The organism is Tepidibacillus sp. LV47, assembly GCF_048381575.1.
In the GTDB taxonomy this organism is placed as follows: Bacteria; Bacillota; Bacilli; order Tepidibacillales; family Tepidibacillaceae; genus Tepidibacillus.
Genome location: NZ_JBLWIF010000009.1, coordinates 1 through 23,837, shown reverse-complemented (window position 1 = coordinate 23,837; position 23,837 = coordinate 1). Strand labels below are relative to the sequence as shown.

Annotated in this window: 42 protein-coding genes; 40 read left to right on the top strand and 2 right to left on the bottom strand. The window is 37.1% G+C overall.

Translation table 11 applies throughout. The features are described from left to right. Window positions 1-27 precede the first annotated feature (27 nt). The 37 genes from rplD (at window position 28) to ACMW72_RS10070 (ending at window position 20,503) form a co-directional block, all read left to right on the top strand. Window positions 28-651 carry a 50S ribosomal protein L4 gene (gene rplD / locus ACMW72_RS10250; protein WP_418368745.1) on the top strand — a complete coding sequence of 208 codons (624 nt, stop codon included), beginning with the start codon at window positions 28-30 and terminating at the stop codon, window positions 649-651. Continuing rightward, complete coding sequence (gene rplW, locus ACMW72_RS10245; RefSeq protein WP_418368744.1) at window positions 651-938, top strand: 50S ribosomal protein L23; 288 nt, start codon at window positions 651-653, stop codon at window positions 936-938. Before rplD ends, rplW begins: the two co-directional genes overlap by 1 nt. Window positions 939-966: 28 nt before the next feature. Next, complete coding sequence (gene rplB, locus ACMW72_RS10240; protein ID WP_418368743.1) at window positions 967-1,797, top strand: 50S ribosomal protein L2; 831 nt, start codon at window positions 967-969, stop codon at window positions 1,795-1,797. Window positions 1,798-1,861: 64 nt separating this feature from the next. Then, entirely contained in the window at window positions 1,862-2,143 is a 282-nt protein-coding gene (rpsS, locus tag ACMW72_RS10235) for a 30S ribosomal protein S19 (RefSeq protein ID WP_418368742.1), read from the top strand. A 26-nt stretch (window positions 2,144-2,169) separates the two neighbouring features. Next, window positions 2,170-2,511 carry a 50S ribosomal protein L22 gene (gene rplV / locus ACMW72_RS10230; protein WP_418368741.1) on the top strand — a complete coding sequence of 114 codons (342 nt, stop codon included), beginning with the start codon at window positions 2,170-2,172 and terminating at the stop codon, window positions 2,509-2,511. A 3-nt stretch (window positions 2,512-2,514) separates the two neighbouring features. Further along, window positions 2,515-3,174, top strand: coding sequence for a 30S ribosomal protein S3 (rpsC, locus tag ACMW72_RS10225; RefSeq protein ID WP_418368740.1), 660 nt, complete (start codon window positions 2,515-2,517; stop codon window positions 3,172-3,174). A gap of 1 nt (window position 3,175) precedes the next feature. Beyond that, complete coding sequence (gene rplP, locus ACMW72_RS10220) at window positions 3,176-3,610, top strand: 50S ribosomal protein L16 (RefSeq protein ID WP_418368739.1); 435 nt, start codon at window positions 3,176-3,178, stop codon at window positions 3,608-3,610. Then, window positions 3,600-3,800 carry a 50S ribosomal protein L29 gene (gene rpmC / locus ACMW72_RS10215; protein ID WP_418368738.1) on the top strand — a complete coding sequence of 67 codons (201 nt, stop codon included), beginning with the start codon at window positions 3,600-3,602 and terminating at the stop codon, window positions 3,798-3,800. The genes rplP and rpmC overlap by 11 nt, the downstream gene beginning before the upstream one ends. A gap of 26 nt (window positions 3,801-3,826) precedes the next feature. Beyond that, window positions 3,827-4,090, top strand: coding sequence for a 30S ribosomal protein S17 (rpsQ, locus tag ACMW72_RS10210; RefSeq protein ID WP_418368737.1), 264 nt, complete (start codon window positions 3,827-3,829; stop codon window positions 4,088-4,090). A 37-nt stretch (window positions 4,091-4,127) separates the two neighbouring features. Then, complete coding sequence (gene rplN, locus ACMW72_RS10205) at window positions 4,128-4,496, top strand: 50S ribosomal protein L14 (protein WP_418368736.1); 369 nt, start codon at window positions 4,128-4,130, stop codon at window positions 4,494-4,496. A gap of 36 nt (window positions 4,497-4,532) precedes the next feature. Then, window positions 4,533-4,874, top strand: coding sequence for a 50S ribosomal protein L24 (gene rplX, locus ACMW72_RS10200; RefSeq protein WP_418368735.1), 342 nt, complete (start codon window positions 4,533-4,535; stop codon window positions 4,872-4,874). A gap of 26 nt (window positions 4,875-4,900) precedes the next feature. After that, entirely contained in the window at window positions 4,901-5,443 is a 543-nt protein-coding gene (gene rplE, locus ACMW72_RS10195) for a 50S ribosomal protein L5 (RefSeq protein WP_418368734.1), read from the top strand. Window positions 5,444-5,469: 26 nt separating this feature from the next. Continuing rightward, window positions 5,470-5,655 (top strand): type Z 30S ribosomal protein S14, encoded by a 186-nt coding sequence (locus tag ACMW72_RS10190; protein ID WP_418368733.1) that lies wholly within the window; start codon window positions 5,470-5,472, stop codon window positions 5,653-5,655. A 27-nt stretch (window positions 5,656-5,682) separates the two neighbouring features. Then, window positions 5,683-6,081, top strand: coding sequence for a 30S ribosomal protein S8 (rpsH, locus tag ACMW72_RS10185; protein ID WP_418368732.1), 399 nt, complete (start codon window positions 5,683-5,685; stop codon window positions 6,079-6,081). A gap of 29 nt (window positions 6,082-6,110) precedes the next feature. Further along, window positions 6,111-6,650, top strand: a complete 540-nt coding sequence (gene rplF / locus ACMW72_RS10180) for a 50S ribosomal protein L6 (protein WP_418368731.1) — start codon at window positions 6,111-6,113, stop codon at window positions 6,648-6,650. A 33-nt stretch (window positions 6,651-6,683) separates the two neighbouring features. Continuing rightward, complete coding sequence (gene rplR, locus ACMW72_RS10175; RefSeq protein WP_418368730.1) at window positions 6,684-7,052, top strand: 50S ribosomal protein L18; 369 nt, start codon at window positions 6,684-6,686, stop codon at window positions 7,050-7,052. A gap of 24 nt (window positions 7,053-7,076) precedes the next feature. Continuing rightward, window positions 7,077-7,574, top strand: coding sequence for a 30S ribosomal protein S5 (gene rpsE, locus ACMW72_RS10170; RefSeq protein WP_418368729.1), 498 nt, complete (start codon window positions 7,077-7,079; stop codon window positions 7,572-7,574). A gap of 12 nt (window positions 7,575-7,586) precedes the next feature. Further along, a complete protein-coding gene (gene rpmD, locus ACMW72_RS10165; RefSeq protein ID WP_418368728.1) occupies window positions 7,587-7,772 on the top strand; it encodes a 50S ribosomal protein L30 in 186 nt (61 codons plus the stop codon). A 29-nt stretch (window positions 7,773-7,801) separates the two neighbouring features. Continuing rightward, window positions 7,802-8,242, top strand: coding sequence for a 50S ribosomal protein L15 (gene rplO, locus ACMW72_RS10160; RefSeq protein WP_418368727.1), 441 nt, complete (start codon window positions 7,802-7,804; stop codon window positions 8,240-8,242). After that, the gene (secY, locus tag ACMW72_RS10155) at window positions 8,242-9,537 is read left to right on the top strand and encodes a preprotein translocase subunit SecY (protein WP_418368726.1); all 1,296 of its coding nucleotides are present in this window, start codon (window positions 8,242-8,244) and stop codon (window positions 9,535-9,537) included. Before rplO ends, secY begins: the two co-directional genes overlap by 1 nt. A gap of 57 nt (window positions 9,538-9,594) precedes the next feature. Continuing rightward, a complete protein-coding gene (locus ACMW72_RS10150; protein ID WP_418368725.1) occupies window positions 9,595-10,245 on the top strand; it encodes an adenylate kinase in 651 nt (216 codons plus the stop codon). Continuing rightward, complete coding sequence (gene map / locus ACMW72_RS10145) at window positions 10,245-10,991, top strand: type I methionyl aminopeptidase (RefSeq protein ID WP_418368724.1); 747 nt, start codon at window positions 10,245-10,247, stop codon at window positions 10,989-10,991. The genes ACMW72_RS10150 and map overlap by 1 nt, the downstream gene beginning before the upstream one ends. Window positions 10,992-11,000: 9 nt before the next feature. Continuing rightward, a complete protein-coding gene (locus ACMW72_RS10140) occupies window positions 11,001-11,318 on the top strand; it encodes an RNA-binding protein (RefSeq protein WP_418368723.1) in 318 nt (105 codons plus the stop codon). 3 nt (window positions 11,319-11,321) lie between these two features. Beyond that, window positions 11,322-11,540 carry a translation initiation factor IF-1 gene (infA, locus tag ACMW72_RS10135; RefSeq protein ID WP_418368722.1) on the top strand — a complete coding sequence of 73 codons (219 nt, stop codon included), beginning with the start codon at window positions 11,322-11,324 and terminating at the stop codon, window positions 11,538-11,540. Window positions 11,541-11,595: 55 nt separating this feature from the next. Beyond that, entirely contained in the window at window positions 11,596-11,709 is a 114-nt protein-coding gene (rpmJ, locus tag ACMW72_RS10130; protein ID WP_029091518.1) for a 50S ribosomal protein L36, read from the top strand. An 18-nt stretch (window positions 11,710-11,727) separates the two neighbouring features. Beyond that, complete coding sequence (gene rpsM, locus ACMW72_RS10125) at window positions 11,728-12,096, top strand: 30S ribosomal protein S13 (protein WP_418368721.1); 369 nt, start codon at window positions 11,728-11,730, stop codon at window positions 12,094-12,096. A gap of 13 nt (window positions 12,097-12,109) precedes the next feature. Next, entirely contained in the window at window positions 12,110-12,508 is a 399-nt protein-coding gene (gene rpsK / locus ACMW72_RS10120; protein ID WP_418368720.1) for a 30S ribosomal protein S11, read from the top strand. A gap of 203 nt (window positions 12,509-12,711) precedes the next feature. Then, complete coding sequence (locus ACMW72_RS10115; RefSeq protein WP_418368719.1) at window positions 12,712-13,656, top strand: DNA-directed RNA polymerase subunit alpha; 945 nt, start codon at window positions 12,712-12,714, stop codon at window positions 13,654-13,656. A 32-nt stretch (window positions 13,657-13,688) separates the two neighbouring features. After that, window positions 13,689-14,054, top strand: a complete 366-nt coding sequence (rplQ, locus tag ACMW72_RS10110) for a 50S ribosomal protein L17 (protein WP_418368718.1) — start codon at window positions 13,689-13,691, stop codon at window positions 14,052-14,054. A gap of 163 nt (window positions 14,055-14,217) precedes the next feature. Beyond that, window positions 14,218-15,045 (top strand): energy-coupling factor transporter ATPase, encoded by an 828-nt coding sequence (locus tag ACMW72_RS10105; protein WP_418368717.1) that lies wholly within the window; start codon window positions 14,218-14,220, stop codon window positions 15,043-15,045. Then, window positions 15,030-15,911: an energy-coupling factor transporter ATPase gene (locus tag ACMW72_RS10100; RefSeq protein ID WP_418368716.1), complete on the top strand. Its 882-nt coding sequence runs from the start codon at window positions 15,030-15,032 to the stop codon at window positions 15,909-15,911. The genes ACMW72_RS10105 and ACMW72_RS10100 overlap by 16 nt, the downstream gene beginning before the upstream one ends. Then, window positions 15,898-16,701 carry an energy-coupling factor transporter transmembrane component T family protein gene (locus tag ACMW72_RS10095; RefSeq protein WP_418368715.1) on the top strand — a complete coding sequence of 268 codons (804 nt, stop codon included), beginning with the start codon at window positions 15,898-15,900 and terminating at the stop codon, window positions 16,699-16,701. The genes ACMW72_RS10100 and ACMW72_RS10095 overlap by 14 nt, the downstream gene beginning before the upstream one ends. A 5-nt stretch (window positions 16,702-16,706) precedes the next feature. Then, window positions 16,707-17,456: a tRNA pseudouridine(38-40) synthase TruA gene (truA, locus tag ACMW72_RS10090; RefSeq protein WP_418368714.1), complete on the top strand. Its 750-nt coding sequence runs from the start codon at window positions 16,707-16,709 to the stop codon at window positions 17,454-17,456. A gap of 152 nt (window positions 17,457-17,608) precedes the next feature. Next, window positions 17,609-18,052, top strand: a complete 444-nt coding sequence (gene rplM / locus ACMW72_RS10085; protein WP_418368713.1) for a 50S ribosomal protein L13 — start codon at window positions 17,609-17,611, stop codon at window positions 18,050-18,052. Window positions 18,053-18,067: 15 nt separating this feature from the next. Beyond that, complete coding sequence (rpsI, locus tag ACMW72_RS10080) at window positions 18,068-18,460, top strand: 30S ribosomal protein S9 (protein ID WP_418368712.1); 393 nt, start codon at window positions 18,068-18,070, stop codon at window positions 18,458-18,460. A gap of 124 nt (window positions 18,461-18,584) precedes the next feature. Further along, complete coding sequence (cwlD, locus tag ACMW72_RS10075) at window positions 18,585-19,343, top strand: N-acetylmuramoyl-L-alanine amidase CwlD (protein ID WP_418368711.1); 759 nt, start codon at window positions 18,585-18,587, stop codon at window positions 19,341-19,343. An 86-nt stretch (window positions 19,344-19,429) separates the two neighbouring features. Further along, window positions 19,430-20,503, top strand: a complete 1,074-nt coding sequence (locus ACMW72_RS10070) for an Mrp/NBP35 family ATP-binding protein (RefSeq protein WP_418368710.1) — start codon at window positions 19,430-19,432, stop codon at window positions 20,501-20,503. Window positions 20,504-20,557: 54 nt separating this feature from the next. On the opposite strand, the gene gerD is transcribed toward ACMW72_RS10070, so the two are convergent. After that, complete coding sequence (gene gerD / locus ACMW72_RS10065; RefSeq protein WP_418368709.1) at window positions 20,558-21,190, bottom strand: spore germination lipoprotein GerD; 633 nt, start codon at window positions 21,188-21,190, stop codon at window positions 20,558-20,560. A 126-nt stretch (window positions 21,191-21,316) separates the two neighbouring features. After that, entirely contained in the window at window positions 21,317-22,078 is a 762-nt protein-coding gene (gene pdaB / locus ACMW72_RS10060) for a polysaccharide deacetylase family sporulation protein PdaB (RefSeq protein WP_418368708.1), read from the bottom strand. 137 nt (window positions 22,079-22,215) lie between these two features. Here pdaB and ACMW72_RS10055 point away from each other — a divergent pair, with 137 nt between their 5' ends. The 3 genes from ACMW72_RS10055 to ACMW72_RS10045 all read left to right on the top strand — a co-directional run bounded on the left by ACMW72_RS10055 (window position 22,216) and on the right by ACMW72_RS10045 (window position 23,623). Beyond that, window positions 22,216-22,830, top strand: coding sequence for a stage II sporulation protein M (locus ACMW72_RS10055; RefSeq protein WP_418368707.1), 615 nt, complete (start codon window positions 22,216-22,218; stop codon window positions 22,828-22,830). A 30-nt stretch (window positions 22,831-22,860) separates the two neighbouring features. Beyond that, complete coding sequence (locus tag ACMW72_RS10050) at window positions 22,861-23,289, top strand: OsmC family protein (RefSeq protein WP_418368706.1); 429 nt, start codon at window positions 22,861-22,863, stop codon at window positions 23,287-23,289. Between the two features lie 115 nt (window positions 23,290-23,404). Then, on the top strand, window positions 23,405-23,623 hold the full coding sequence (locus ACMW72_RS10045) for a hypothetical protein (RefSeq protein WP_418368705.1): 219 nt from the start codon (window positions 23,405-23,407) through the stop codon (window positions 23,621-23,623). The last annotated feature ends 214 nt before the right edge of the window (window positions 23,624-23,837 follow it).

Below are 23,837 nucleotides of genomic sequence, written 5' to 3'. Positions count from 1 at the left end.
TCTTTGTGAAAGAAAGGAGGATTCGCTATGCCAAAAGTAGCTATCTATAATATGAGTGGTGCTCAAGTAGGAGAAATGGAATTATCTGATGCCATTTTTGGAATTAAACCAAACATCGCAGTGCTTCATGAGGCAGTGTTGATGCAACAAGCTTCTGAACGCCGTGGAACCCATAAAACAAAAGGTCGTTCTGAAGTAAGTGGTGGTGGACGTAAACCATGGCGACAAAAAGGAACAGGCCGTGCCCGTCAAGGAAGTATTCGTGCACCCCAATGGGTAGGCGGTGGTACTGTATTTGGGCCTACACCTCGTAGTTATGCATATAAATTACCGAAAAAAGTGCGTCGCTTAGCATTAAAATCAGCACTATCTTCGAAAGTGATTGATTCTCAAATAATCGTGTTAGATGAATTAAAATTTTCCCAACCAAAAACAAAAGAAATGGTTAATGTTCTAAATAATTTAAAAGCAGATCGCAAAGTCTTAATTGTTGATCGTGAATATAATGATACCGTTGCATTATCTGCACGTAATATTCCTGGTGTGAAATTTGTGTCTGTTGATGGTATCAATGTCTTAGACATCATGAAGCACGATCATTTAATTATGACGAAAGAGGCTGTTGCGAAAGTAGAGGAGGTGCTTGCGTGATGAAAAACCCACGTGATATCATTAAGCGCCCAGTCATAACAGAAAAGACGTCTGACTTAATGGAAGAAAAAAAATATGTTTTTGAAGTGGATATAAAGGCGAATAAGACGGAAATTAAAAAAGCAATCGAGGATATTTTTGGTGTGAAAGTGGAAAAAGTAAATACAATTAAAATGCCTGCGAAACCAAAGCGCTTTGGTCGGTATAGTGGATATACTTCTCCTTGGAAAAAAGCGATCGTTAAATTATCAGAAGACAGCAAACCGATCGAACTATTTGAAGTTTAGTAGTTAAAAGTGAAGGAGGGAAATCGTAATGGGAATTAAGAAATACAAACCAACCTCTGCTGGCCGCCGTAACATGTCTGTTTTAACATTTGAAGAGATCACAACAGACAAACCAGAGAAATCATTGCTTGCTCCTTTGCATAAAAAGGCTGGCCGTAACAATCAAGGGAAAATTACTGTTCGCCATCATGGCGGTGGACATAAGCGAAAATATCGTATCATCGACTTTAAGCGCAATAAAGATGGCATTCCAGGACGTGTTGCTACGATTGAATATGATCCAAACCGTTCCGCAAATATCGCGTTAATCCATTATGTTGATGGTGAAAAAAGATACATTATCGCACCAAATGGTTTAAAAGTTGGCGATATGATTGAATCTGGGCCTCAAGCTGATATTAAAGTAGGAAATGCTTTACCATTAGAAAATATTCCAGTAGGTACAATCATTCATAATATTGAGTTAAAACCAGGAAAAGGTGGTCAATTAGTACGTGCAGCTGGTGCAGAGGCTCAATTGCTAGGTAAAGATGGGGATTATGCGATTGTTCGTTTAAGTTCTGGAGAAGTTCGTATGATTCGCAAAGAATGCCGTGCAACCATTGGTCAAGTAGGAAACCTTGATCATGAAAATGTACGGATCGGGAAAGCTGGTCGTGCTCGTTGGCTAGGTAAAAGACCAACTGTTCGCGGGGTAGTCATGAATCCAAACGATCATCCGCATGGTGGTGGTGAAGGAAAAGCACCAATTGGACGCAAATCACCAGTTACTCCATGGGGTAAACCAACCTTGGGTTATAAAACACGTAAGAAGAATAAAGCATCTGATAAATATATCATACGTCGTCGCAAAGGCTAATCTGTTAATGAGAATTTACTGATTCAATTCAAAAAAACAGGCGATCGTGAAGGGGGGTTTTTTTGTGGGTCGTAGTTTGAAAAAAGGACCATTTGTCGATGACCATTTAATGAAAAAGATTGTTGAATTAAATGAAAAAAACGAAAAGAAAGTCATCAAAACTTGGTCTCGACGTTCGACGATTTTCCCAGAGTTTGTTGGTCATACCATTGCCGTTTATGACGGACGTAAACATGTACCCGTATATATTACAGAAGATATGGTCGGCCATAAATTAGGAGAATTTGCGCCAACACGCACTTTTAAAGGGCATGCGGGCGATGATAAGAAGACTGCGAAGCGTTAATCAATATTTGAGAGGAGGTACAGTTTATGGAAGCTAGAGCTGTAGCTAGATATGTACGGATTTCTCCTCGAAAAGTTAGTCTGGTTTTAGACTTAATTCGAGGCAAAGATGTAGGAGAAGCTATTGCCATTTTGCGTCATACACCAAAGGCAGCTTCACCCATTATTGAAAAAGTAGTAAAATCCGCTATTGCTAACGCTGAACATAACTATAATATGAGTCCAGAAAACTTGATTGTAAAAGAGGCTTATGCAAACCAAGGTCCAACGTTGAAACGTTTCCGTCCACGTGCTATGGGACGTGCAAGTCGAATCAATAAGCGTACCAGTCATATTACGATCGTATTAACTGAGAAAAAGGAGGGATAATTCGTGGGTCAAAAAGTTAGTCCAACTGGACTTCGAATCGGTATTATTCGCGATTGGGAATCGAGATGGTATGCGGATAAAGATTATGCAGATTTGCTTTTAGAGGATCTACGTATTCGTGAATTTTTAAAGAAAAGATTGTACGATGCTGGTGTTCCCACGATAGAAATTGAACGAGCAGCTAATCGTGTCAATATCACGATTCATACTGCAAAACCTGGTATGGTTATTGGTAAAGGTGGGGCGGAAGTTGAAGTACTTCGTCAAGAATTAAGTAAAATGACTGGGAAAAAAGTTCACATCAATATAAGTGAAGTGAAAAACCCAGATTTAAGTGCCCAATTAGTTGCTGAAAATATCGCACAACAATTAGAAAGACGCATTTCGTTCCGTCGTGCAATGAAACAAGCGATTCAACGTACAATGCGTGCAGGTGCAAAAGGAATTAAAACAATGGTAAGTGGTCGTTTAGGTGGTGCTGAGATCGCCCGTAGTGAAGGATATAGTGAAGGTACTGTACCCCTTCATACACTTCGTGCGGATATTGACTATGGAACTGCCGAGGCACACACCACATATGGGCGTATCGGGGTAAAAGTATGGATTTATCGTGGTGACGTTCTGCCAACAAAGAACAAAGAAGCAAAGGAAGGAGGCAGATAATATGTTGATGCCAAAACGTGTCAAGTATCGGAAAGAACAAAGGGGAAAAATGCGTGGACGTGCAAAAGGCGGCACTGAAATCGCATTTGGTGAATATGGATTGCAAGCTTTAGAGCCTGCATGGATCACCAACAGACAGATTGAAGCAGCTCGTATTGCCATGACACGTTATATTAAACGTGGTGGTAAGGTATGGATCAAAATCTTCCCATCAAAACCAATTACCCAAAAACCGCTAGAGGTAAGGATGGGTAGTGGTAAAGGTTCACCTGAAAAATGGGTTGCAGTTGTAAAACCTGGCAAAATTCTTTTTGAATTAGCTGGTGTATCCGAAGAAGTTGCTCGCGAAGCTATGCGTCTGGCATCTCATAAGCTGCCAATTAAGACCAAGTTCGTGAAGCGTGAGGAATTAGGTGGTGATGCTAATGAAAGCTAAAGATTTCCGTAACATGACCACTGCTGAAATCGAAGAAAAAATCAATGCCTTAAAGGAAGAATTATTTAACCTCCGTTTTCAATTAGCAACCGGTCAATTAGAAAATACCGCACGAATTAAAGAGGTGCGTAAAGCAATAGCAAGAGCAAAAACTGTGATTCGCGAAAGAGAATTAGGGATTCGACAATAATCGAAAACTGAAAGGAGGTTTTCATGATGTCTGATCGTAAGCAACGCAAAATTCAGATCGGTAAAGTCGTAAGTGATAAGATGGATAAAACGATCGTTGTGGCAGTAGAAACTTATAAAAAGCATCCACTATATGGAAAACGGATTAAATATACGAAAAAGTTTAAGGCTCATGATGAAAACAACCAAGCCAAAATTGGCGATATTGTAAAAATTATGGAAACAAGACCATTATCAAAAGAAAAACGTTGGCGTTTAGTGGAAATTATTGAAAAAGCAGTTATCGTCTAAAAAAGTGTGTTAACTTCCGAAGGGAGGGAAAAGAAAGATGATTCAAACACAAACAATTTTAAATGTTGCAGATAACACTGGAGCGAAAAAGTTAATGGCAATTAAAATCTTAGGTGGATCGAATCGTAAATTTGCAAATATTGGTGATATTATTGTCTGCTCTGTCAAAGAAGCAACACCAGGTGGCGTTGTTAAAAAAGGTGACGTTGTAAAAGCAGTTATCGTTCGATCTAAACGTGGTATTCGTCGAAATGATGGTTCTTATATTAAATTTGACGAAAATGCGGCTGTGATTATTCGCGATGATAAAAGTCCACGAGGAACGCGAATTTTCGGACCAGTTGCTCGTGAATTGAGGGATAAGGACTTTATGAAAATTATATCTTTAGCTCCTGAAGTTATATGATGAACGTTTCAATAGCTAAACAAGGAGGTGCTTTTGATGAAATCCTCAAAGAAAGTAAATAAATTACACGTAAAAAAAGGTGATACAGTCATTGTCATCACTGGGAAAGATAAAGGAAAAAAAGGGCGTGTATTAGCAGCATTTCCTAAAGAAGGACGTGTGATTGTAGAGGGTGTAAATCTTGTAAAGAAACACACAAGACCTTCTCAAGCAAATCCAGAAGGCGGTATTATTACGCAAGAGGCGCCAATTCATTCTTCAAATGTTATGCTCGTTGATCCCAAAACTGGTGAAGCTACACGTGTTGGCCATAAGATTTTAGAAAATGGTAAAAAAGTGCGAGTTGCGAAAAAGTCTGGCGAAATAATCGACAAGTAGTCAGGTGAAGAAAGGAGGCACAACAAATGGCAGCAAGATTGCTAGAAAAATATAAAAAAGACGTGATCCCGTCGTTAATGAAAAAATTTAATTATAAATCAGTGATGCAAGTACCACGGGTAGAAAAAGTGGTTATTAATATGGGTATTGGTGAGGCTGTCCAAAATGCAAAAGCATTAGATGGAGCAGTGGCAGATCTTGAAAAAATAGCTGGTCAAAAACCGGTCATTACGCGAGCAAAAAAATCAATCGCAGGTTTTAAAGTTCGAGCAGGTATGCCAATTGGAGTAAAGGTTACTTTACGTGGTGAGCGTATGTATCATTTTATGGATAAATTATTTAATATTGCTCTTCCGCGTGTACGCGATTTCCGCGGTGTATCGAACAAGGCTTTTGATGGTCGCGGTAATTATACACTAGGACTAAAAGAACAACTTGTATTTCCAGAAATCGATTATGATCAAGTAGATAAAGTTCGCGGTATGGATATAGTATTCGTGACAACAGCGAAAACGGATGAAGAGGCACATGAGTTACTTGCTCAATTAGGAATGCCCTTTGCTAGATAAGTCATAGGCTGAGGAGGGAAGATAGCGTGGCAAAAAAATCGATGATCGCAAAGCAACGCCGCCGTCAAAAATTTAAAGTAAGAGAATATACACGTTGTGAACGCTGTGGACGACCACATGCTGTAATGCGTAAATTTAAATTATGTCGTATTTGTTTCCGTGAACTTGCTTATAAAGGTCAGATTCCTGGCGTTAAAAAAGCAAGTTGGTAAGCCTATTTTAGGAAGGAGGTTATCTACATGGCGATGACAGATCCGATTGCTGATATGTTAACTCGTATTCGTAATGCAAACCTTGTACGCCATGAAGTTGTAGAAGTACCAGGCTCGAAGATGAAAAGAGAAATTGCAGAGATTCTAAAACGTGAAGGTTTTATCCGTGATGTCGAATATATTGACGATAATAAGCAAGGGATTATTCGCTTGTTCTTAAAATACGGTCCAAATAATGAACGAGTAATTACTGGTTTAAAACGTATTAGTAAACCAGGACTTCGTGTGTATGCAAAAACAAATGAAATCCCTAAAGTGCTTGGTGGATTAGGAATTGCAATCATCTCCACTTCCCAAGGGCTTTTGACCGATAAAGAAGCTCGCAAAGCTAAAGTTGGTGGAGAAGTCATTGCATACATCTGGTAATCATCTGAAAAACGATTGGGGGTGTAGATATGTCTCGTATAGGAAAAAAACCCATCGATATTCCATCTGGTGTGGAAGTAACAATTGATGGAAATAACCAAGTGACAGTAAAAGGTCCTAAAGGGACTTTAATAAAAACATTCCATAAAGATGTGATCATTAAGGTCGAAGGAAATCAAGTCATTGTTGAGCGCCCATCTGAAGAAAAATTACACCGTGCATTACATGGTACAACACGTAGTATTATCTATAATATGATCGAGGGTGTTACAAACGGTTATCAAAAAACGCTTGAACTTGTTGGTGTTGGTTATCGCGCATCCAAGTCAGGAAATAAAGTTGTATTAAGCTTAGGTTTTTCTCACCCTGTTGAAGTTGTACCTGAAGACGGAATTGAATTTGATGTTCCAGAACAAACAAAAATTATAGTAAAAGGTATTGATAAAGAACTTGTTGGTTCAGTTGCGGCAAAAATCCGTTCAATCCGTGAACCAGAACCATACAAAGGGAAAGGTATTCGTTATCAAAATGAGCATGTTCGTCGTAAGGTTGGTAAGACTGGTAAATAATTTATCAGTTGAAGTGAAGGGAGTGAATCTAGCTTGATTAACAAAGGTGACAAAAATAAAATACGTAAAAGAAGACATTTACGTATTCGTAAAAATATTGTTGGAACTGCAGAACGCCCACGTTTAAATGTCTTCCGTTCAAATAAGCATATTTATGCGCAAATCATTGACGATGTTGCTGGGACAACATTAGTAGCTGCCTCAACATTAGACAAAGAATTAAAGGATCAAGTTAAAAATGGTGGCTCTGTTGAAGCAGCGAAACTTGTCGGAAATCTTATTGCAAAACGAGCATTAGAGAAGAAAATTGAAAATGTTGTATTTGATCGTGGTGGATATTTATATCATGGCCGTGTAAAAGCACTTGCTGAGTCTGCTCGTGAGGCTGGGCTTAAGTTTTAACGTTCATAAAAAGGAGGGAAACACATGCGTATTGACCCAAATGCACTTGATCTTCAAGAAAAGGTCGTTGCGATCAACCGTGTTGCCAAAGTTGTAAAAGGTGGTCGCCGTTTCAGCTTTAGTGCCTTAGTTGTAGTTGGAGATAAAAATGGCCATGTTGGAGCAGGAATTGGTAAAGCTGCTGAAGTGCCTGATGCCATTCGTAAAGGAATTGAAGATGCAAAGAAGAACTTAATTCATGTACCATTAGTTGGAACAACAATACCTCATAGCATCACTGGTGAATTTGGTGCTGGTAAGGTTTTCTTAAAACCTGCTGCTGAAGGTACTGGAGTAATTGCTGGTGGTCCTGTTCGTGCGGTACTTGAATTAGCTGGAATTGAAGATATTTTAAGTAAATCTCTTGGCTCTTCAAATGCAATCAACATGGTGAGAGCTACACTTGATGGTCTTAGTCGTTTAAAACGCGTAGAAGAAGTTGCAAAATTACGTGGAAAATCCGTAGAAGAACTGTTAGGATAGGGGGGATATTTAATGAAAAAACTTCAAATTACCCTCAAGCGGAGTTTAATTGGTCGCCCAGAAGCTCAACGTAAGATCGTGAAAGCTTTAGGGTTACGTAAACTTAACCAAACAGTTGTTCAAAATGATAATCCTGCAATACGTGGTATGATCAATAAAGTGAACCACTTGGTTGAAGTAACGGAAGTTGATGAATAATTCTTCTAAAACTCTAAGGAGGTGAAACCATGAAACTACATGAATTAAAACCAGCTGAAGGAGCACGTCATACTCGTAAACGTGTTGGTCGCGGTATTGGTTCGGGAAATGGTAAAACGGCTGGACGCGGAACGAAAGGTCAAAATGCTCGTTCTGGAGGTGGTGTTCGCCCTGGTTTTGAAGGGGGGCAAAACCCTTTATATCGCCGTTTACCAAAACGGGGTTTTAGAAATCCAATGCGTAAGGAATATGTGGTTGTTAATCTAGATGCGTTAAATCGCTTTGAAGCAGGTACAACGGTGACGCCTGAATTATTAAAAGAAAAAGGTTTAGTGAAACAAATAAAAGATGGCGTGAAGATCTTAGGAAATGGAGAATTAAATGTACAGCTAACAGTAAAGGCTCATAAGTTCTCTCAATCTGCAATTGAGAAAATTGCTGCTGCTGGCGGTAAAACTGAGGTGATCTAATGTTTAATACGATCTCCAATATTTTTCGGATTCGCGACTTGCGTAAGAAGATTATTTTTACCCTTCTTATGCTAGTCGTCTTCCGTATTGGAAGTTTTATTCCAGTGCCCAATATTAATACGAAAATACTTGCTGTTCTAACAGAAAGGGATATTTTTGGTTTTCTCAATACCTTTTCAGGTGGAGCCCTTCGGAATTTCTCTATCTTTGCGATGGGGATTATGCCTTATATTACTGCGTCCATTATCGTTCAATTGTTAAGTATGGATGTCATACCAAAATTTGCGGAATGGGCACGTGAAGGGGAAAATGGACGAAGAAAATTAGCTCAAATCACCCGTTATGGAACAATTGTTCTTGGTTTTATTCAAGCGATTGGTTTGTCCATTGGTTTTAATAACTTCTATGGTGGACAGTTGATTATTGATCCTGGATTAACAACTTACCTGCTTATTGCTATTACTTTAACAGCAGGAACTGCTTTTTTAATGTGGCTTGGAGAACAGATCACAGAAAAAGGGATTGGTAATGGTATTTCAATTATCATCTTTGCAGGAATTATTGCAGGAATTCCAGATAGTATCATTGCCATTTATCAAACTCAGTTTAAAACTGCCAGTGATCAATTATTCTTACAGATTATCAAATTTATTCTTATATTATTAGCAATTCTTCTCATTATTACTGGGACTATTTTCGTCTATCAAGGTGTCCGCAAAATTCCAGTAAACTACACAAAACGGGTTGTTGGCCGAAAAATGTATGGCGGTCAATCGACGCATATTCCTTTTCGCATTAACTCAGCAGGTGTAATTCCAGTGATTTTTGCACTCTCTTTATTGATGTTTCCATCAACCATTGCGAGTTTCTGGAGAGGGAATAAAGTTGCAGATTGGTTTATCCAGCATTTTAATTATGCGGATCCTTTCGGCGGTTTTCTTTATGTTATATTCATCATTGGATTTACCTATTTCTATACATTTGTACAGATTAATCCAGTTCAATTAGCTGAAAATATGAAGAAGAATGGTGGGTTTATTCCAGGAGTAAGACCTGGAAAAAACACTGCCGAATACATCACAAAAGTATTAAACCGTATTACTTTGACCGGAGCCATTTTCTTAGCAGCCATTGCAATTTTGCCAGTCATCTTTACCGCAGCAACAGATCTTCCACAATCTGTTCGGATTGGGGGTACTTCATTACTGATTGTCATCGGGGTTGCCCTTGATCTGATGAAACAGATTGAGACCCAATTAGTGAAGCGTCATTATGATGGATTTTTAAAACGATAATAGAGAGATAGAGATAAGCGTCGATCGAGTTTGATTAGGTTGATGGAGGGATGTTTTTTGAATATCGTACTAATGGGTTTACCTGGTGCAGGGAAAGGGACCCAAGCGGAACGGATCGTTGATGAATTTAAAATCCCACATATCTCAACAGGAGATATGTTTCGAAGTGCGATTAAAGAAGGAACTCCATTAGGGCTTAAAGCAAAGTCCTATATGGATAAAGGTTTGTTGGTCCCCGATGAAGTCGTCATAGGTATTGTTCGTGAACGTTTGGGTAATGATGATTGTAAAAAAGGTTTTCTATTAGACGGATTTCCACGTACAGTAGAACAAGCAAAGGCACTAGATCAGATGTTAGAGGAATTAAAGAAGAAGATTGATCATGTCATTTATATTGAAGTAGACAAAGATCGGCTATTAAAACGACTGACAGGACGTAGAATATGCCGTCAATGTGGTGCAACATATCATGTCGTGTATAACCCACCGAAAAAAGAAGGTGTTTGTGATAAATGCGGTGGTGAACTTTATCAGCGGGATGACGATAAAGAGGAAACTGTTGCAACTCGTTTAGAAGTGAATCTGTCACAAACTGAACCATTGTTGAAATACTATAAAGATAAAAACGTACTGAGAATCATCGACGGAAACCAAGAAATTGATAGAGTTTTTGACTCTATCAAAGAATTGTTGAGAGGTCAGGCGTAATGATCATACGTAAGTCCACTTATGAAATTGACCTGATGCGAATTGCTGGCCGAATTGTCGCACAGACACACCAACTCTTATCAAGTTATATTCGTCCAGGAATTACAACAAAAGAGTTAGATAAAATTGCTGAGAACTTTATTCGAAGCCAAGGTGCTACTCCTTCGTTTCTTGGGTATGGTGGCTTTCCAGCAAGCATTTGTACTTCAGTAAATGACGAATTAGTTCATGGCATACCTAGTGACCGTGTATTAAAAGAAGGAGATATTATTAGTATTGATATCGGGGCTGAATATAAGGGGTATCATGGAGACTCTGCTTGGACCTATCCTGTTGGGGTAATTTCAGATGAGGCTGCAAAACTTTTACAAGTGACAGAAGAGTCTTTATATAAAGGTTTGGAAAAAGCAACCCCTGAGTATCGCTTATCCGATATCTCACATGCGATTCAGAACTATGTAGAAGCACATGGTTTTTCAATCGTTCGTGAATACGTCGGTCATGGAATTGGTGCAAATTTACATGAAGATCCACAAATCCCGAACTACGGTCCTCCTAATCGCGGTCCTCGATTAAAACCAGGGATGACTTTAGCGATTGAACCAATGGTAAATGCCGGTGAACGTTTTGTAAAAACCTTAAGTGACCGTTGGACAGTGGTCACACAGGATCATTCTTTATGTGCACATTTTGAGCATACGATTGTGATCACAGAAACCGGTCATGAAATTCTTACAAAACTATAGGAGGCATTTATGAAAGAAGTTGAGCATAATTTTCAAATTGGTGAAATCGTAGAGGTTACAAAAGGCCGTGAAACGGGTAAGTATGCGATTGTAATCGGGTTTGAAAATGATCGGTTACTTATCGCCGATGGTGATAAGAGAAAATTTGATAAGCCAAAGAAAAAAAACATTCGTCATGTGAGATCTACTGGACATATTTCACAAGAAGTACTTCGTGCAATCAAGGATACAGGAAAAGTTACCAATGCGAAAATGCGCTATGTTATTCAAGATTTCCTTACAAATCACTTGAATAAGAATGATGAAGAAGAAATGAAAGGAGTGTGAACCATGGCTAAAGAAGATTTAATCGAAGTTGAAGGTACTGTTATCGAGCCATTACCCAATGCGATGTTTCGTGTAGAATTAGAAAATGGCCATAAAGTTCTAGCACATGTATCAGGCAAGATTCGTATGCATTTCATTCGGATACTACCAGGGGATAAAGTTACCGTTGAATTATCTCCTTATGATCTGACCAGAGGCAGAATTATTTATCGTTATAAATAAAATCAGACTTAAAGTAAACTTTTCGTTCGTCTTTTCACTTAAGGAGGGTAAAAAAATGAAGGTAAGACCATCCGTTAAGCCAATTTGCGAAAAATGTAAAGTTATTCGTCGTAAAGGTAAAGTTATGGTAATCTGTGAAAATCCAAAACACAAACAAAGACAGGGTTAATTAAAGGGAGGTGTACAAATGGCACGTATCGCAGGTGTAGACTTACCTCGTGACAAACGAGTAGAAATTGCGTTAACCTATATTTACGGGATTGGTCGCCCCACTTCAAATAAAATTTTAAAAGAGACTGGAATTAATCCAGATACTCGCGTTCGCGATTTAACCGAGGATGAAGTGGCAAAATTGCGTGATTATATTGATAAAAACGTTAAAGTTGAGGGAGATCTTCGACGTGAAGTGGCGCTTAATATTAAACGCCTGATCGAAATTGGCTCATATAGAGGTATTCGTCATCGTCGTGGTCTTCCAGTTCGTGGTCAAAGAACGAAGACCAATGCACGTACACGTAAAGGCCCACGCCGCACTGTAGCAAATAAGAAAAAGTAAGGAGGGATAGATAGTGGCTACGAAAAGAAAAACAACAATACGTACAAAAAGACGTGATCGAAAAAATATTGAACACGGAATTGCTCATATTCAGTCTACATTTAATAACACAATCGTAACGATAACTGACCCACATGGTAATGCGATTTCATGGAGCAGTGCTGGTGCACTTGGCTTTAAAGGTTCTAGAAAGAGTACTCCATATGCTGCCCAAATGGCAGCTGAAGCTGCTGCAAAAAGCGCAATGGAACACGGTATGAAAACAGTAGAAGTATTAGTGAAAGGGCCTGGTTCTGGTCGTGAAGCGGCAATTCGTTCATTACAAGCAGCTGGTCTTGAAGTAAGTGTGATTAAAGACGTAACACCAATTCCTCATAATGGATGTAGACCACCTAAACGCCGTCGCGTGTAATGAATTCATAATAGAAGTATAGATTACCTAAAAATGTAAATAATAGTTAAGGTAAACTAGGGTAAGTATGTCTCTCAACAAGATTCACTTCTAAGATGAAAGCTTAAAAACTTGGTATCACCGTGATTCTTTCTTTGTACTTTACCCTCGAATAACCATGAATGCCATTTGGAAATGGACGTTTAGAAGGAGGGTTTTTATTCATGATCGAAATTGAAAAGCCTCGAATTGATGTCGTCGAAATTAGCGATGATGCTACTTATGGCAAATTTGTGGTTGAGCCATTAGAACGAGGCTATGGGACGACATTAGGCAATTCCTTAAGAAGAGTTCTATTATCTTCTTTACCTGGGGCAGCAGTAACCTCGATCCAAATTGACGGTGTATTGCATGAATTTTCTACGATTCCTGGGGTTGTTGAAGATACGACGGAAATTATTCTCAACCTAAAAAAGCTTTCGTTAAAAATACATTCTGATGAAGAAAAGATTTTAGAGATTGAAGCTGATCATGGTGGCGAGATTACTGCTGGCGATATTCGCGCAGACAGCGATGTGGAAATTTTAAATCCTGATCTTCATATTGCCACTGTTGAAGAGAATGCTCGTTTTCATATGAAAATGCGTGCAAACCGTGGTCGTGGTTATGTACCTGCTGAGCGAAACAAAAGCGAGGAACAAGTGATTGGTGTTATTCCAATCGATTCTATTTATTCTCCAATTACACGAGTAAACTTTACCGTTGATAATACTCGTGTAGGACAAGTTACTAACTATGACAAATTGACTTTAGAAGTATGGACTGATGGAAGTATCCGCCCTGAAGAAGCAGTAAGTTTAGGTGCGAAGATTCTTACTGAACACTTAAATCTATTCGTTGGTTTAACAGAAGAAGCAAAAGAAGCAGAAATTATGGTCGAAAAAGAAGAGGACCAAAAAGAAAAAGTTCTAGAAATGACGATTGAAGAGTTAGACCTTTCTGTTCGTTCTTATAATTGTCTGAAACGAGCGGGTATTAATACTGTTCAAGAACTAACCACGAAGACGGAAGAGGATATGATGAAAGTTCGGAATCTTGGTCGTAAGTCGCTAGAAGAAGTAAAACAAAAATTAAGTGAGCTTGGTTTATCACTCCGTAAAGAAGACTAAGTTTTAATTTATGGCCAAAGGAGGGACAAGGAATGCCAAAAAGAAAGCTTGGACGTAATACAGCTGCTCGTAAAGCATTATTTCGTGATTTAGTGACAGATTTGTTCATCAATGAAAGGATTGAAACGACTGAAGCAAAGGCAAAAGCCGTTCGTTCCATCGCTGAAGAGTTGATCACATTAGCAAAACGCGGTGATTTACATGCTCGCCGCCAAGTAGCTGCTTATGTGAGAAAAGAAATTGCAGATGGGGAAACAAAACAAGACGCAATTCAAAAATTATTTAGTGATATTGCACCACGTTACGCTGAACGCCAAGGAGGATACACTCGGATTCTAAAGCTTGGTCCTCGCCGTGGAGACGCTGCACCAATGGTATATCTAGAATTAGTAGAATAGTTATTATAAAAAGGGTGAGGGCAGAATCTATTCATAGATTCTGATTCGTACCCTTTTTCTTTTTTCCGAAACTTGAACATATAAAACCCTCCATTAAAGAAGGCCTCGACTATATTTTCGAGAAGACTTCGATAGAAGTTTTTTTATACTGGAGGAAAAAGGAATGAATCCGATTATTCAAATTAGAAATTTAACTTTTCGATACCCCCATTCTAAAGAACCAATTTTAAAAGATCTAACATTGGATTTACAAAAAGGCCAATTTATTGCTGTATTAGGGCCCAATGGATCAGGAAAGTCAACTCTAGCTAAACTTTTAATAGGTATTCTTCAACCAGAAAAAGGTTCAATAGTGATTAATGGAAAACCCTTACAAAATGAAGAAGACATTTGGGAAATAAGAAAAACGATAGGGATTGTCTTTCAAAACCCTGATAACCAGATCGTTGCACCTACTGTCGAAGATGATGTGGCATTTGGACTTGAAAATCAGGGAATTCCCTCAGAGGAAATACGTATTCGTGTTGATGAAGTACTAACGAAATTGGGACTAATGGATTACAAACATGTGGAACCTCATTATTTATCTGGAGGACAAAAGCAAAAAGTGGCGATAGCGGGAATTTTGGCGATGAAGCCTAAGGTGATCATTTTTGATGAGGCGACTTCCATGCTCGATCCTCAAGGAAGGAAAGAGGTCATTGAGGCAGCAAAACGTTTAAATGAAACGGAAAACATCACGGTTATCCATATTACCCATTTTATTCAAGAAACTCTTTTTGCCAATCGAGTGATTGTCTTAAATGAAGGGAAAGTTCTTCTTGATGGAACGCCGAAGGAAATTTTTACGCAAGGTCAAATATTAAAAGAGATTGGTTTAGATGTTCCACTCTCTGTTGACTTATCCAATCGCCTAATAGAAAAAGGATTACTAAAAGACATTATAGTAGATGAAGAGGAGCTTATTATGAAACTATGGACATTCATATAGAAAATGTATCTTTAACGTATAACAAAGGAACCCCATTTGAACGATTAGCATTATATCCGTTGAATCTCACGATTAAAAGTGGGACGGTTACGGGAATCATCGGCCATACTGGGTCAGGTAAGTCTTCTTTCATCCAATTAATAGCAGGTTTGGTTCAACCAACAACAGGTACAATTCGTATTGGTAATATAGAATGGTCTTCACTAAAAAAGAAAACTTCAATCGCTTTAAGAAAGAAAATTGGACTTGTTTTTCAATACCCAGAACATCAACTTTTTGAAGAAACAGTGGAAAAGGATATCGCTTTTGGACCTAGAAACTTTGGTTTTAAAGAAGAAGAGATCATCCAGCTTGTGAAAGAAGCGATGGCTTTAGTAGGACTTCGTTATGATCAATTTGCTCACCGTTCTCCCTTTGAGTTAAGCGGAGGTCAAATGCGAAGAGTTGCGATTGCAGGAGTGCTTGCTTTTCAACCTGAGATTTTGATTTTGGATGAACCAACTGCAGGATTAGATCCTAAAGGGAGAAAAGAGATTCTTGAGATGGTAAAGAGATTACACCATACGAAGAAAATGACAACGATCATTGTTTCACATAGTATGGATGATGTAGCCAATTTAGCGGATCAATTAATCGTTTTAAATGCTGGTAAAGTAACTCTTTATGGAAGTCCAAAAGAAGTTTTCCAAAAGGTTGACGCACTTCAGCAAGCAGGGCTTGATATTCCAGAAATCACCAAGTTTATTCAAAAATTAAATCAAAGATTGGAACAAAAGATACCACTCGATTGCTTTACATTAGATGAATTAGAAGAGCAGATTGTAGAGAAATGCAAAAGGGGAAAAAATAATAATGAGTTTCTCTGAACATATGACAATTGGACAATATGTTCCGGCAGAGTCTTATTTGCATAAACTTGATCCAAGAAGCAAATTACTATTTTTATTTATTTATATTATTCTTGTTTTTTCTATTCATGATTTACAAGGTTATCTTGTTCTTTTTCTCTTTACATTACTAGGAATGGTAATTTCTAAGATTCCCTTTTCTTATTACTTTAGGGGTATAAAACCAATTTTTTGGCTGATTTTATTTACTATAATTATGCATCTTACGATGACAAAGGGCGGAGAGATTTATTTAAAGTGGAAGTACATTATGATCTATGAACACGGGGTAAACCAAGCGATACTCGTTTCTATTCGTTTATTATTACTTGTTTTTGTTGCAATGATGTTGACATTAACGACGTCTCCTATTGATCTGACCATAGGACTAGAAAAATTAATGTTTCCCCTTAAATGGCTAAGGGTGCCTGTTTCCGAATTGGCTTTGATGATGTCGATCTCTTTGCGTTTTATTCCCATTTTATTGGAAGAAGCTGATAAGATCATCAAAGCACAAAAGGCCAGGGGAGCTAATTTTGAGACAGGTCCAATTCATCACAGATTGCTTAAAATGGTATCGATTATTATTCCTTTATTGATCAGCGCTTTTAAACGAGCTGATGAATTGGCAACAGCAATGGAAGTAAGAGGATATCGCGGGGAAAAAGGGAGAACAAGGTTAAGAACGATTGCATTTACTTGGAGAGATCTCCTTTTCTTTTTGATTTTTTCTTTATTTTTTACATTATTATGGTTTTTAAGGAAATGAAAACAATGAAGGAAAGAAACATAAAATTAGAATTAAGTTATGACGGGACCTATTTTCATGGGTTTCAAGTACAACCAAACCAAAGAACGGTTCAAGGGGAATTACAAAAAGCCATCGAAAAATTAACAGGTTCTTCTGTAAAGGTGATTGGATCAGGTCGTACCGATGCACGAGTTCATGCGCGAAAACAAGTTTGTAATTTTATTACCCATTCTTCTATCCCTATATCGAAATGGCCGAATGCAATAAACTCTGTATTACCTGAAGATATTGTGGTATATTCTGCTGAAGAAAAACCAATCACCTTTCATTCTCGCTTTGATGTGAAAAAAAAGACATATCGTTACACCATTTATAATGATCAGTTTATTGATGTCTTTAGACGACATTATACTTGGCATTATCCTTATCCGCTGAATATGAATGAAATGATTGAAGCAAGCCGCTTTTTTTTAGGGGAACATGATTTTACCTCTTTTTCCTCGGTAAAATCTGATATCAAAGATCGGGTTCGGACCATCTATCACTTTGATCTATGGCAGGAAGGGAAAGAGATTTATTTCCAAATTACTGGGAATGGTTTTCTATACAATATGGTTCGAATCATCGTAGGTACACTTGTAGAAATTGGCAGGTCCAAAATAAAAAAAGAGGAGATTCCTAAAATTTTGGCTAAAAGGGATCGTAATTTAGCAGGATTAACTGCACCGCCACAAGGACTGATTCTTTGGGATGTGCTTTATTCAGACAACTGAATCATGTATAGAAAAAGTATTTGACTCCGCATTTTAGATATAGTATTATAAACTTTGGTACTTTAAACAAGTATTTAGCCCCGGTTTAAGATAAATAGGTTTGATTGTAAATATGTAAATGATGATTGGTAAAGAACGATCTAGGAGGGAAAATGATGCGTACCTACATGGCAAAGCCAAATGAAATTGAGCGTAAATGGTACATTATTGACGCAGAAGGTAAGGAACTTGGTCGCATTGCTAGTGAAGCAGCACGCATCCTTCGCGGTAAACATAAACCACAATATACTCCTCATATAGATACTGGAGATTTTGTGATTATCTTAAATGCGGATAAAGTTGTTTTAACAGGAAAGAAATTACAAAAGAAAAAATACTACCGCCATTCAGGCTATCCAGGTGGGTTAAAAGTGACTGTTGCACAAGATATGCTTAAAAATAAACCAGAGCGTATGGTTGAATTAGCGGTAAAAGGGATGTTGCCACATAATCGCCTAGGACGTAAACAAGGTAAAAAATTAAAAGTTTATGTTGGGACAGAACATCCACATCAAGCTCAAAAACCAGAAGTATGGGAAATCAGGGACTTAAAATAAGAGGAGGTATAGCTGGTGGCACAAGTACAATACTACGGTACAGGTCGTCGTAAGCATTCCGTAGCTCGTGTACGTTTAGTACCAGGCGATGGTCGAATCATTATTAATAAACGCGATATTGATGACTATTTTGGATTAGAGACTTTAAAATTAATCGTGAGACAACCATTAGTAGCAACGGATACTTTAAACTCTTATGATGTATTGGTAAATGTACGTGGTGGTGGATATACAGGACAAGCAGGAGCAATCCGTCATGGTATTGCACGTGCATTATTAAAAGTAGAACCAAATTTCCGTCCGATCTTAAAGAAAGCTGGATTCTTAACACGTGACCCACGGATGAAAGAGCGGAAAAAATACGGTCTTAAAGCAGCTCGTCGTGCTCCACAATTCTCTAAACGTTAATATGGAAACAAAAGCACCCATTTCATTGGGTGCTTTTTTTTATGGACAAAATTAGTTCTATTTTCATAACTCGTCCCATAAAAATAAAAGGACAAGAAAGGTAGGTAGTATAGGAGGAGTTCAAATGGGGAGAAAATTAAAAGACAAAATTCAGAACATTGGTTTAACGAAGATCATCGGTTTTATAATAGCGATTATCTTGTTAACGTTCATTATGTTTTCCGATATTCCATTAAGCGAATCTTGGTCTACTTTTAATCTACCCCTATCAGGAAAAATTCTTGTTTTAGATCCTGGACATGGTGGTAGCGATGGTGGGGCTGTTAGCGATAATGGCTTAGTAGAGAAAGAGATTACGTTAAAGATTGCAAAGTATTTGCAAGATTATTTAAATGAAGCTGGAGCACTTGTGATCATGACTAGAGAGACGGATGTAGATCTCGCAGATAAGGGGACAAAAGGGGTAGCAAGAAGAAAGTTGGAAGATCTACAAAATCGAATACGACTGGTTAACGACAGTATGGCAGACTTTTTAATTAGTATTCATTTAAATAGTATTCCTTCACAACGTTGGCATGGAGCACAAACCTTTTATTATCCCGTTCGCAAAGAGAATGAATTAATGGCAAAAATAATTCAGCAAGAAATCACCAAAAGTTTAAAAAATACCGATCGTCTTCCATTGCCAAGGAACGATATTATGGTATTAAAATATGTGAATACCCCATCAGTATTAGTAGAGGTCGGTTTTTTGTCTAATCCATACGAAGCACAATTATTAGCAACAGAAGAATATCAAAGAAAAGTTGCATTTGCCATTTATCAGGGAATCGCAAAATATTATGCGATGGAGGATGTAAAAAAGAATGATAATGTAAAATAAATTAAATTTGTTAAATTTTATGCTATAATAATGATGATTGTTCTCATATATTTAGCAATATTTATAAAATTAAATGGGGTGTCAAAATGATTACAAAAGAACAGATTCTTGAGGCACTAAAAGGGGTAGAGGATCCAGAGATTCATCGTAGTATTGTAGAACTGGATATGGTTCGCAATATCACAATTGATGGCAATAAAGTGAGTTTAGAAGTTGTTTTAACGGTTCCAGGGTGTCCATTAAAAGTAAATATCCAAAAAGAGGTTGAAGATGCGATAAAAGCACTTGGGGCTCAAGAAGTGGATGTCATATTTGGTTCAATGACTGATGAAGAACGAGCGGCTTTAGCGCGAAAATTACAAGGACCTAAAAATACAGTTTCATTAACTCCACAACAAGGTTCTCCTCTATTAAGAAGTGATTCAAAAACCAAATTTATTGCAATCACAAGCGGCAAAGGTGGAGTTGGTAAATCAACAGTTTCTGTAAACTTGGCAGTTGCTCTAGCCAGAGAAGGCAAAAAAGTCGGTTTAATCGATGCAGACATCTATGGTTTTAGTGTACCTGATATGATGGGGATTGAGAACAAACCTACCGTGATTGATAATTTGATTTTACCCGTTGAACGCTTTGGGGTACAGGTTATGTCAATGGGATTTTTTGTACCAGATAATTCTCCAGTCATTTGGCGTGGTCCCATGTTAGGAAAAATGTTAAAAACGTTCTTTGATGAAGTTCATTGGAATGATTTAGATTATATGATTTTAGATTTACCACCGGGAACAGGTGACATGGCGCTTGATGTGCATAATACGATTCCTCAAAGCAAAGAAATCATTGTTACGACACCACATGCAACGGCCGCATTTGTTGCTGCAAGAGCAGGTACAATGGCTTTAAAAACCAATCATGAAATTTTAGGCGTCGTTGAAAATATGTCTTATTATGAATGTTCAAATGGAGAAAAAGCTTATATCTTTGGAAAAGATGGTGGTAAAAAATTAGCTGAAGAGTTAGGGGTGGAGTTGTTACTTCAAATCCCATTAGGTGCACCAGAACGGGATGATGAGGAAGAATTTGCACCCTCTGTATATCCCCAAGGTAGTGTTATTGCTAAATTATATCAACAACTTGCACAAAAAGTGTTAGAGAAAGCTTAATCATAAATAGAAAAAAGGAGTGGCAATGTTTGCTACTCCTTTCTTATTGATTGATTATTTTGTTCCTCCTTGTTGGCTTTTCTTTCCTTTTTGTTCCTCTTTGTCTTCTTTTCCTTTTTCCTCTGGTTTTAATGCTTCTTCATTTGCTTTTTTCATTAATTTGAGGAGATCTTCTTGAAAAAGGGGACTTTCAAGTGATTCCTTAATAACCATCATCATTTGTTTTCGATAGGTGTTTGATTTTAAAAGTTCAAGAACCAATTTTTGATATTCAGGATCATTCATTACCTCAAGCAACATTTTCCGATATTCAGGATCTTTCATTAGATCCTTCATTAGATTTTTATTTTCTTTTTTCAGTATTTTTGCCAATTGAGAGGTAAATTTAGGATCTTGATACATTTCTTTTAATATCATTGTATTATTACTGGAGAGAAATTCATCTTGAACAATTTTTTTTACTTCGTCACCTATAGCAAGCTTTTTTTCGTTAGATTGTAGTTTTTGCCCTGCAGCTTCTTTTATCGCTTTTTTTCCTTCTTCTGTCTGAAGAATATCGATCACCATTTGTTTCATTTCTTTATAATCTGGAGATGAAGAGGGGGATTTGACAGCATTACAACCACTAAAAAAGATACTTATGAAGAACATGAGAAGAAATAATTGAACTATCATCTTCTTTTTCATCGCTTATACTTCCTTCCGTTTTTGTTCAAATCCTTTGTTATTAGCTAATATGTGATGAAAAAAGGCTGTTTATCCATCATGGATGAAATGAACAAAAACTCCCATACTAAAAACGGAGGAGAATATTTATTCGATTTCAATTGACTTTACGTTGGCATTAGCGATTAATTGAGAAACAGTTACAAATTCATATCCTTGTTGTCTTAGTTTATCAATAATCACAGGTAAAGCTTCATGTGTTTGTTTACATGAATCACTGGCATGCATCAAAATAATATCTCCAGGATGAACCCGTTTTAAGACTCGATTGATAATTTCATCTACTCCTGGATTCATCCAATCTCTTGAGTCCGTATCCCATTGGATGACCGTATATCCTAAGCGTTCCGCTATATTTAATACACGACTATCAAAATCTCCATTAGGCGTACGGATTAAGGTCGGTTTTTGATTTGTTAGATCTTTTAGAATCGATTCCGCTTTTAGAATTTGGTTTTCGATTTCTTGATCGGATAGTTCACTATAGTTTACATGTTTATGGCCATGGCTTCCGATTTCGTAACCCCCATCGACGATTCGCTTTACAATTTCAGGATGGTCTTTACTCCAAGGGGAAGATAAAAAGAATGTAACTTTCCCTTTTAGTCCTTTTTGTTCAAGAATGTCTAAAATAGGACCAGGTCTTTTTTCTCCCCAACTAATATCGAAGGTTAAGGCGATTTGTTTTTTGTCCGTTTTCACGCTGTAGATTGCTTTTTTTCCTCCATTTGTAAAGACACTAATATTTTCTTGTTCTGTATAGACAATCCCAACGGTGAAGAATAAAGCAGTAAGTATTACAATCCATTGTTTTATTTTTTTTCCGCTTAATGCAAGGATAAATCTCAATTGATTCGCCCCCTGTCCTATACCTTTACTTAAATATGTATGCATGTTAGACAAGGATATGTTATTATACTTCAGATAGGACAAAAAAGGAGCAAATATGTTATGATAACATTTGTATAGTTAAGAGGTGAATATAATTGACCCTATTGTTTTGGAAGGTTTTATTAAACCTTAAAAAATATCTATATTTAGCTTTATTAGTGTTTATCATAGGAATCTTCATTGGCTATTTGTTTTTAGAGCAAAACCATCCTATGATTCAAGATATTTTGAAGCAAATTGGCTCGATAGCAGAAAAAGTTAGGGAAAAAAATAGTTTATTCTATATGATTCAAACCATTTTCTTCAATAATTTGCTCATTGCGATTTTGATGATACTAAGCGGTTTTCTCTTTGGCATCTATCCGATGGTTAATTTAATGGTTCAGGGGATTATGATTGGTTTTTTAATTAAATTCCTATTTCAACAAGGAAAGACAATTGGGTTTGTTGTAATGGGGATTTTACCTCATGGCATTTTGGAAATTCCCGCTATTTTAATTGCCAGTTCGTTTGGAATGAAAGTCGGTTTTTCTACAATTCAATTTATTGTGCAAGGAATGAGAAGAAAAAAGGACAATATCGTTAAAAATTTTTTAAATACACTTAAAGAAATTCCGATTGTAAGTTTAGGGTTAGCAATTCTATTGTTTATTGCAGCGATCATTGAAAGTACTTTAACAGTATTTCTCTTACAGACGGTTTACCATTAATCAAATTTACATAGATAAGGAGTGGTAGATGTGAAAGTAAATGTAGAATGGAAAGGAAATATGGCTTTCGAAGGAAAAGGTGAATCTGGTCATTCAGTACTTCTTGATGCGGCGCCTCAAGTAGGTGGGCAAAATCAAGGGCCACGCCCGATGGAAACATTATTGTTTGCATTAGGTGGTTGTACAGGAATGGACGTTGTATCGATTTTAAAAAAAATGCGTCAAGAAATTGAAACCTTTAATATGGAGATTACAGGAGAACGTGCCAATGAACATCCAAAAAGGTATACCAAAATTAATGTTCATTACGATCTTACAGGTCCTGACCTAAATGAAGAAAAAGTAAGAAAAGCAATAAAACTTACTCAAGAAACCTATTGTTCTGTAGCTAAATCATTAAATGCAGAAGTAACCTATAGTTTTTCGATCAATGGGAAGAAGTATGAGCCTACTCTATAACCAATTTTTTTAAAAAAAATACCTCGTATTCGAGGTATTTTTTTTGTTTAAATATGGAAAATTAAAAAATACAGAACTCACCAAGATAATCATTAATATGATTTGGAGTGATTCAATGTTAGGGTTCTTATTTAGCGAAAAAGAATGTAATGAATTAGAGTATATGATTAAAAAAGAATTAGAAGAAATGCTATTAGATTTAAGCGATGAAAGGATAGATGGCGCTTTAAGAAAAGCAATTGAGGAAAGATATCAAATAATTTTTCGATTATATTCAAGGTTTGCTTCTTCCAAAGAACTTTCAAAATATGTAAGAAACCGACAATATCACTAAAAATTAAAATCATAAAACGATATTGACATGCATAGTTTTGATATGTTAAATTATAAATCGTCGTTAAAAGTCAATTATATATCATATTCGATTCATGATAGGTAACAAACGATAAAAAAGTCATTGACAAATGATGATTAAATATTATATAATATAATTTGTCGTCACGAAATTTGTTCTTTGAAAACTGAACAGTGTCTGCTTAGCGAACCCT

Coding starts and splice junctions, on each gene's coding strand:
- rplD (WP_418368745.1), top strand. CDS start 28: ATGCCAAAAGTAGCTATCTATAATATGAGTGGTGCTCAAGTAGGAGAA.
- rplW (WP_418368744.1), top strand. CDS start 651: ATGAAAAACCCACGTGATATCATTAAGCGCCCAGTCATAACAGAAAAG.
- rplB (WP_418368743.1), top strand. CDS start 967: ATGGGAATTAAGAAATACAAACCAACCTCTGCTGGCCGCCGTAACATG.
- rplV (WP_418368741.1), top strand. CDS start 2,170: ATGGAAGCTAGAGCTGTAGCTAGATATGTACGGATTTCTCCTCGAAAA.
- rplP (WP_418368739.1), top strand. CDS start 3,176: ATGTTGATGCCAAAACGTGTCAAGTATCGGAAAGAACAAAGGGGAAAA.
- rpmC (WP_418368738.1), top strand. CDS start 3,600: ATGAAAGCTAAAGATTTCCGTAACATGACCACTGCTGAAATCGAAGAA.
- rpsQ (WP_418368737.1), top strand. CDS start 3,827: ATGTCTGATCGTAAGCAACGCAAAATTCAGATCGGTAAAGTCGTAAGT.
- rplN (WP_418368736.1), top strand. CDS start 4,128: ATGATTCAAACACAAACAATTTTAAATGTTGCAGATAACACTGGAGCG.
- rplX (WP_418368735.1), top strand. CDS start 4,533: ATGAAATCCTCAAAGAAAGTAAATAAATTACACGTAAAAAAAGGTGAT.
- rplE (WP_418368734.1), top strand. CDS start 4,901: ATGGCAGCAAGATTGCTAGAAAAATATAAAAAAGACGTGATCCCGTCG.
- rpsH (WP_418368732.1), top strand. CDS start 5,683: ATGGCGATGACAGATCCGATTGCTGATATGTTAACTCGTATTCGTAAT.
- rplF (WP_418368731.1), top strand. CDS start 6,111: ATGTCTCGTATAGGAAAAAAACCCATCGATATTCCATCTGGTGTGGAA.
- rpsE (WP_418368729.1), top strand. CDS start 7,077: ATGCGTATTGACCCAAATGCACTTGATCTTCAAGAAAAGGTCGTTGCG.
- rpmD (WP_418368728.1), top strand. CDS start 7,587: ATGAAAAAACTTCAAATTACCCTCAAGCGGAGTTTAATTGGTCGCCCA.
- rplO (WP_418368727.1), top strand. CDS start 7,802: ATGAAACTACATGAATTAAAACCAGCTGAAGGAGCACGTCATACTCGT.
- secY (WP_418368726.1), top strand. CDS start 8,242: ATGTTTAATACGATCTCCAATATTTTTCGGATTCGCGACTTGCGTAAG.
- map (WP_418368724.1), top strand. CDS start 10,245: ATGATCATACGTAAGTCCACTTATGAAATTGACCTGATGCGAATTGCT.
- ACMW72_RS10140 (WP_418368723.1), top strand. CDS start 11,001: ATGAAAGAAGTTGAGCATAATTTTCAAATTGGTGAAATCGTAGAGGTT.
- infA (WP_418368722.1), top strand. CDS start 11,322: ATGGCTAAAGAAGATTTAATCGAAGTTGAAGGTACTGTTATCGAGCCA.
- rpmJ (WP_029091518.1), top strand. CDS start 11,596: ATGAAGGTAAGACCATCCGTTAAGCCAATTTGCGAAAAATGTAAAGTT.
- rpsM (WP_418368721.1), top strand. CDS start 11,728: ATGGCACGTATCGCAGGTGTAGACTTACCTCGTGACAAACGAGTAGAA.
- ACMW72_RS10115 (WP_418368719.1), top strand. CDS start 12,712: ATGATCGAAATTGAAAAGCCTCGAATTGATGTCGTCGAAATTAGCGAT.
- rplQ (WP_418368718.1), top strand. CDS start 13,689: ATGCCAAAAAGAAAGCTTGGACGTAATACAGCTGCTCGTAAAGCATTA.
- ACMW72_RS10105 (WP_418368717.1), top strand. CDS start 14,218: ATGAATCCGATTATTCAAATTAGAAATTTAACTTTTCGATACCCCCAT.
- ACMW72_RS10100 (WP_418368716.1), top strand. CDS start 15,030: ATGGACATTCATATAGAAAATGTATCTTTAACGTATAACAAAGGAACC.
- ACMW72_RS10095 (WP_418368715.1), top strand. CDS start 15,898: ATGAGTTTCTCTGAACATATGACAATTGGACAATATGTTCCGGCAGAG.
- truA (WP_418368714.1), top strand. CDS start 16,707: ATGAAGGAAAGAAACATAAAATTAGAATTAAGTTATGACGGGACCTAT.
- rplM (WP_418368713.1), top strand. CDS start 17,609: ATGATGCGTACCTACATGGCAAAGCCAAATGAAATTGAGCGTAAATGG.
- cwlD (WP_418368711.1), top strand. CDS start 18,585: ATGGGGAGAAAATTAAAAGACAAAATTCAGAACATTGGTTTAACGAAG.
- ACMW72_RS10070 (WP_418368710.1), top strand. CDS start 19,430: ATGATTACAAAAGAACAGATTCTTGAGGCACTAAAAGGGGTAGAGGAT.
- gerD (WP_418368709.1), bottom strand. CDS start 21,190: ATGAAAAAGAAGATGATAGTTCAATTATTTCTTCTCATGTTCTTCATA.
- ACMW72_RS10045 (WP_418368705.1), top strand. CDS start 23,405: ATGTTAGGGTTCTTATTTAGCGAAAAAGAATGTAATGAATTAGAGTAT.